5 protein-coding genes are annotated in these 5,782 nt (G+C 64.0%); 4 read left to right on the top strand and 1 reads right to left on the bottom strand.

Features of this window, described 5'->3' with window-relative positions; all coding sequences use genetic code 11:
- Both ENZ74_RS19260 and ggt read left to right on the top strand, forming a co-directional pair.
- On the top strand, positions 1-888 hold an 888-nt coding region (locus ENZ74_RS19260), incomplete at its 5' end, for a sugar isomerase (protein ID WP_127312927.1).
- Between the two features lie 308 nt (positions 889-1,196).
- The gene (gene ggt / locus ENZ74_RS19255; protein ID WP_063170036.1) at positions 1,197-2,936 is read left to right on the top strand and encodes a gamma-glutamyltransferase; all 1,740 of its coding nucleotides are present in this window, start codon (positions 1,197-1,199) and stop codon (positions 2,934-2,936) included.
- Between the two features lie 86 nt (positions 2,937-3,022).
- Here the strand turns inward: ggt and ENZ74_RS19250 are convergent, their stop codons facing one another.
- Entirely contained in the window at positions 3,023-3,370 is a 348-nt protein-coding gene (locus tag ENZ74_RS19250) for a hypothetical protein (protein WP_032808338.1), read from the bottom strand.
- A 504-nt stretch (positions 3,371-3,874) separates the two neighbouring features.
- Between ENZ74_RS19250 and ENZ74_RS19245 the strand changes: the two genes are divergently transcribed.
- Together ENZ74_RS19245 and ENZ74_RS19240 are read left to right on the top strand one after the other, a co-directional pair.
- Positions 3,875-4,750 carry an ABC transporter substrate-binding protein gene (locus ENZ74_RS19245; protein ID WP_024503125.1) on the top strand — a complete coding sequence of 292 codons (876 nt, stop codon included), beginning with the start codon at positions 3,875-3,877 and terminating at the stop codon, positions 4,748-4,750.
- Positions 4,743-5,782 (top strand): iron chelate uptake ABC transporter family permease subunit (locus ENZ74_RS19240; RefSeq protein WP_164761084.1); only part of this gene is annotated, 1,040 nt, incomplete at its 3' end. The genes ENZ74_RS19245 and ENZ74_RS19240, both read left to right, overlap by 8 nt.

Raw genomic sequence — 5,782 nt, 5'->3', positions numbered from 1 at the left:
GACCAGAAGCTCTCCTACAAATTCGGCTCGCTGTCGCATGCCGACGCCGGCACGCGCCGGCAAGCGGTCGAGCACAATCTCGAATGCATCGAGATCGGCAAGACGCTCGGCTCCAAGGCGCTGACGGTGTGGATCGGCGACGGTTCGAACTTTCCCGGCCAGGTCAATTTCGCCAAGGCATTCGAGCGCTATCTCGACGCCATGAAAGAGGTCTACGCCGGACTGCCCGCCGACTGGAAGCTGTTCAGCGAGCACAAGATGTACGAGCCGGCCTTCTATTCCACCGTCGTGCAGGACTGGGGCACCAACTACATGATCGCGCAGGAGCTGGGCGACAAGGCGTTCTGTCTCGTCGACCTCGGCCACCATGCCCCAAACGTCAACATCGAGATGATCGTGTCGCGGCTGATCCAGTTCAAAAAACTCGGCGGCTTCCACTTCAACGATTCGAAATATGGCGACGACGATCTCGATGCCGGTTCGATCGATCCTTACCGGCTGTTTCTCGTCTTCAACGAACTGGTCGACGCCGAACTTTCCGGCGCCGAGGGGTTCGACCCGGCCCACATGCTCGACCAGAGCCACAACGTCACCGATCCGATCGAAAGCCTGATGCTATCGGCGGTCGAGGTGCAGCGCGCCTATGCGCAGGCGCTGCTGGTCGACCGCAAGGCGTTGGAAGATTTTCAGGATAGCAATGACGCGCTGATGGCGACGCAGACGCTGAAAGCGGCCTACCGCACCGATGTCGAGCCGATCCTCGCCATGGCGCGGCTGAAGACCGGCGGCGCCATCGACCCGGTCGCCGCCTATCGAGCGGCGGGTTACCGCGCCAAGGTTGCAGCGGAACGCCCTGCAGTCGCTGGCGGTTCGGGCGGCATTGGTTGAGGCCGAGCCGGCCCCCTCATCCGGCCGCTTTGCGGCCACCGCCCTCCGGGCGTTCGTTGTTCGAAAAGCCAAGCAGTTGGCTTTTCGCCCGCTGCGCGGACCACGCCTCACCCCCGCAGGGAGAAGAGACTGGCGTCAGCGCTGACACCTCCTCTCCCCTCGGGGAGAGGTCGGATTGCCCCGAATTGCCCTTCGCAATTCGGTTGGCAATCCGGGTGAGGGGGCTCTTTCTCGTGCTCCCTTAATTGTTAGTGGACTCGATCCGTCCAACACGGTCTTCTAGGCATCCCCCCGCCCGGAGAACCGCCATGCCTCTCAACCGTCGGACACTGATCGCCGCCAGTCTTTCCATCACCTTTGTCCTGGCGCCGTTGACGAGTGTCTTCGCCGCCTCGCCGGCGCCGGCCAAGGGCGAGCACGGCATGGTGGTGACGGCCCAGCATCTGGCGTCCGAAGTCGGCATCGAGGTGTTGAAGAAGGGCGGCAATGCTGTCGACGCGGCGGTTGCCGTCGGCTATGCGCTCGCCGTCGTCTACCCCAATGCCGGCAATATCGGCGGCGGCGGCTTCATGACCATCCGCTTCAAGGACGGCAAATCGACCTTTCTCGATTTCCGCGAGCGGGCGCCGCTGGCGGCGACAAAAACCATGTATCTCGACAAGGACGGCAACCCGGTGAAGGGCGCCAGCCTCGACGGCTATCTCGCCGTCGGCGTACCGGGCTCTGTGGCTGGCTTCGAGATGGCCCGTGAAAAATACGGCAAATTGTCCCGCCAGGATCTGATGGCGCCGGCAATCGGCTACGCCAAGGACGGGTTCATCCTCAACCAGGGCGACGCTGCCTCGTTTGCCGGCAGTGCCGACAGGCTGGCGAAGGACCCCGCGGCCGCCGCCATATTCCTGAAACCCGACGGCAAGCCCTATGGCATCGGCGAGCGGCTGGTCCAGCCCGACCTCGCCGCCTCGCTCGCCGCCATTTCCGAAAAGGGTACGGATGCCTTCTATAAAGGCGCCATCGCTGACGCCATCATCAAGGCGAGCGGCGCCAAGGGCGGCATTCTCGCCAAGCCGGATTTCGAGCAATATGCGGTGCGTGAGCTCAAGCCCGTGACCTGTACCTATCGCGGCTACGAGATCACCTCCTCGCCGCCGCCCAGCTCCGGCGGCATCATCATCTGCGAAATCCTCAACGTGCTGGAGGGCTACCCGCTGTCCTATCTCGGCGCAGGTTCCGCCGAGACGGTCCACGTCATGGTCGAGGCGATGCGCTACGCCTATGTCGACCGCAATTCAGCGCTTGGCGATCCTGATTTCGTCGATAACCCGGTCTCGAAACTGCTTGATAAGGCCTATGCCAAGGATATCCGCGACAAGATCGACCCGTTCCGGGCCGGCGTGTCGCAGGATTTGATGCCGAAGGGCTTTGGCGAGAGCAAGGAGACGACGCATTATTCGATCATCGACGATGCGGGCAATGCGGTCGCGGTCACCTACACGTTGAACGGTTCCTTTGGAGCCGGCGTCGTCGCCGACGGCACCGGCATCCTGCTCAACAACGAAATGGACGATTTCACCCAGAAACCCGGCGTGCCCAACCTCTATGGCCTGGTCCAGGGGGAGGCCAACGCCATCCAGCCGAAGAAGACGCCGCTGTCGTCGATGAGCCCGACCGTGGTCGCCAAGGACGGCAAGCCGTTCATGGTCATCGGCAGCCCCGGTGGTTCGCGCATCATCACCATCACGCTGGAAGCGATCGTCAATGTCATCGACCACGGCATGAACATCCAGGAGGCGATCGACGCGCCGCGCATCCACCATCAATGGCTGCCCGACAAGGTGTATGTCGAGCCGTTCGGCCTGTCGCCGGACACAGAAAAGCTGCTGGCCGGCATGGGATATCACCTCGATCTCGCCGACCAGACCTGGGGTCAGGCCGCCGGCATCCTGGTCGGCGGCAAGAGCCTGGCGGAAATCGAGAAAGGCGGCGGCGCGCGCTACAACGGCGCCATCGACAGCCGCGCGGCCTCTGGCGAGGCGCTCGGATACTGACAGCTCGGAGGAAAAGCTTGGAGCAGCGTGGCGATTCGGGTTGATCGCCCGCTGCTCAAGTGGATCGGCTCACACCGACTTGACCGTCACAAGACCAGCGTGAGGGTGGACGCAACCAGCATCAAGGCGGCAATGCCGACGAACAGCGCATAGATGCGCGGCCGGTCGAGCAGCAGCGCATTTCCGGAGATCCAGGCGGATGTGGCGCCGCCAAGCGCGAAGAGGAAGCCGTTGCGGTGCCCGAAGACCATCGATGCGGCCATCAGCCCGCCGATGATCAGCGCACCGAACACGATGATCACGGCAACGGCATATCTCTCGAAATCATTGCCGCTTCCCATGCTCGGGCCGATTGCGTTCAAGGTTGGCAGGTCGTCCGGATCGAAAGGGTTCGTCGACCCGTATTCGTCTTGACCGGCAGGCTCTCGCATCATTCGTTCTCCGTATAGCGGCAACAAATCATCAAGCCTTGCCGAGTGCAACCCGATCACGCTGCCTTGATGCGTTCGACCGGTCCTTGACGTCTTCAGGTGGCGGCTTGCTGCCGGCTTTTGGTTCTTGGCCGTCTTTGGTCTCTCAGGCAATCCAGGAAACGGCTGCCCAAAGGCGACCGTAGCTCCCTCTATCATGGAATGCATTCGTGGAGGAAAAATGATGCGGGGCGCGGATTGGGCTTCGCAAACCGTGATTCGGACGGTGACGTCGCACAGGGTTGTTGTACGGGCGAATCGCCTTGCGGCCAGTGGGCGTCTGCGCTTGGCATGCGGTTGCGTGAAAGTTGACTGGGCAGGCATCTTAAATGTTGACTAGTATACTCATGTTTCATAGTCACCGGGCAGTGGTCACTGGAGACCAACCCCCGAAAAGCAGGGCCGGCCGCATTGCAGAGAGACCAAGAGCCCCAGTCGAGAGCCGCGCCCGATCATTTGCGCAGCCGAATGACCCGGCGCCAGGCGCTCGGGCTTTTTTCGCTGCCGTTCGCCGGCATGAGGTCCTCCACGGCTGAAGCCCGTCCGTTGCGCATCGTCTGCCTGGATGACGGGTTGACCGAGACCTTGCTCATGCTCGGTGTCAGCCCGGTCGCCATTGCCGATCGGGAGGTCTGGGAGAAATGGGTGGTCGAGCCGCGGCTGCCGCCCGACGTCGCCGATCTCGGCACGCTGCTCGAGCCCAATCTCGAATTCCTGCAGCAGCTCAGGCCCGACATCATCCTGTCCATGCCGTATCTCGAGGGCATCAAGCCGCTGCTCGAACGCGTGGCTCCAGTGACGACGATCGGGCTCTATACCGAGGCCGGGCAACCCTATCGGCGCGCGCTCGAGGCGACGCGCCAGCTCGCCGGGCTTGTCGGCAAGGAAAGCGAAGGCGAGGCGCTGATCGCGGCGACAGACGCGTATCTTTTGGAGGTTCGCCAGCAACTGGCGCCGCTTTCGGCACGGCCGATCTATGTCGTCAGCTTCCTGGACCCCCGCAATGTGCGCGTCTACGGCGCAAAGAGCCTGTTTCAGGAGGTGTTCGACCGCATCGGGCTCAGCAACGCGTGGACGGCCGAGACCAACTATTGGGGGTTTTCGACCGTCGGCATCGACGGGCTGGCGACATCCAGCGATGCGCGCCTCGCCTATCTCGAACCCTTGCCTGAGGGCGCCGGCGGCACGCTGACCGAAAGTCCGGTCTGGAATGCCATGCCCTTCGTGCGCAACCGCTCGATCATGCGCCTTCCTGCCGTCCTGATGTTTGGCGCGCTTCCATCCGCGAGCCGTTTTGCTCGGGTCCTGGCATCGGCGATGACCGCGGAGGCCGCCCATGGCTGAGGATGCTGCCATTGCCCAAAGGGGGAAGCCTGCGTCGGCCGGCCGGGCCCCCGTGTGGAGCTTTTCCAGCAATCAGCCGGTAGGCGCGATCCTGCTTTGCGCGGTGCTGCTCGCGGCTGCGGCAGCGGCAACCGTCTCGAACCTCACCGTGCAACTGCCATCGGCGCTCTGGCTCCAATCGCTCGCCGCTCCCGACATCGCTGACATGCGGCAGGTGCTCGTCCACTATGCCTTCCTGCCCCGTCTTGCGATCAGCCTTTTGTGCGGTGCGGCGCTCGGGCTTGCCGGAACTGTCCTGCAGCAGGTTCTGCGCAACCCGCTCGCCTCGCCTGAAACCGTTGGCGTCTCGGCCGGCGCCTATCTGGCGCTGGCACTGGCGACGCTTCTGTCACCGTCCCTGCTTGCCTTCGGCCGCGAATGGGTGGCGCTGGCCGGCGCATTTATGGCCCTTGCCGCCGTCATCGCTCTGTCCTGGCACAAGGGCCTGTCGCCGCTTTCGGTGGTGCTGGCGGGGCTTGTGGTCAGCCTCTATGCCGGCGCCATCGGTGCCGCTCTCATCGTGCTGCGGCATGAATGGCTGGCCAGCCTGTTCATCTGGGGCGCCGGTTCGCTCGGCCAGCAGGATTGGTCGACGACGCTGTGGCTTTTGCCCCGCATCGGCACTGCTGCGCTTGCGATCTTCTTCATGGTGCGGCCCCTGACCCTGCTTGGCCTCGACGATGAAGGCGCGCGCAGCCTTGGCGTGCCGCTCGGCGCCTATCGCTTCGCCGGACTGGCGGCCGCCGTCGCGCTGATCGCGTTTGTCGTTGCCGCTGTCGGCGTCATCGGCTTCGTCGGCCTGGCCGCGGCGACGCTCGCGCGCATCGGCGGTGGCCGGCGGCTTGGCCAACAACTGGTGATGGCGCCGCTGATCGGCGGCGCGTTGCTGTGGGCCGCCGATCAAGGCGTGCAGATCGCCACCGGGCCGCAAGGCGACCTGCTGCCGACCGGAGCGATCACAGCGCTTCTCGGTGCGCCGCTGCTGCTCTGGCT

Source organism: Mesorhizobium sp. M7A.F.Ca.CA.002.15.2.1 (genome assembly GCF_003998715.1).
Classification (GTDB): Bacteria; Pseudomonadota; Alphaproteobacteria; order Rhizobiales; family Rhizobiaceae; genus Mesorhizobium; species Mesorhizobium ciceri.
This window is presented reverse-complemented; position numbering and strand designations above follow the sequence as displayed.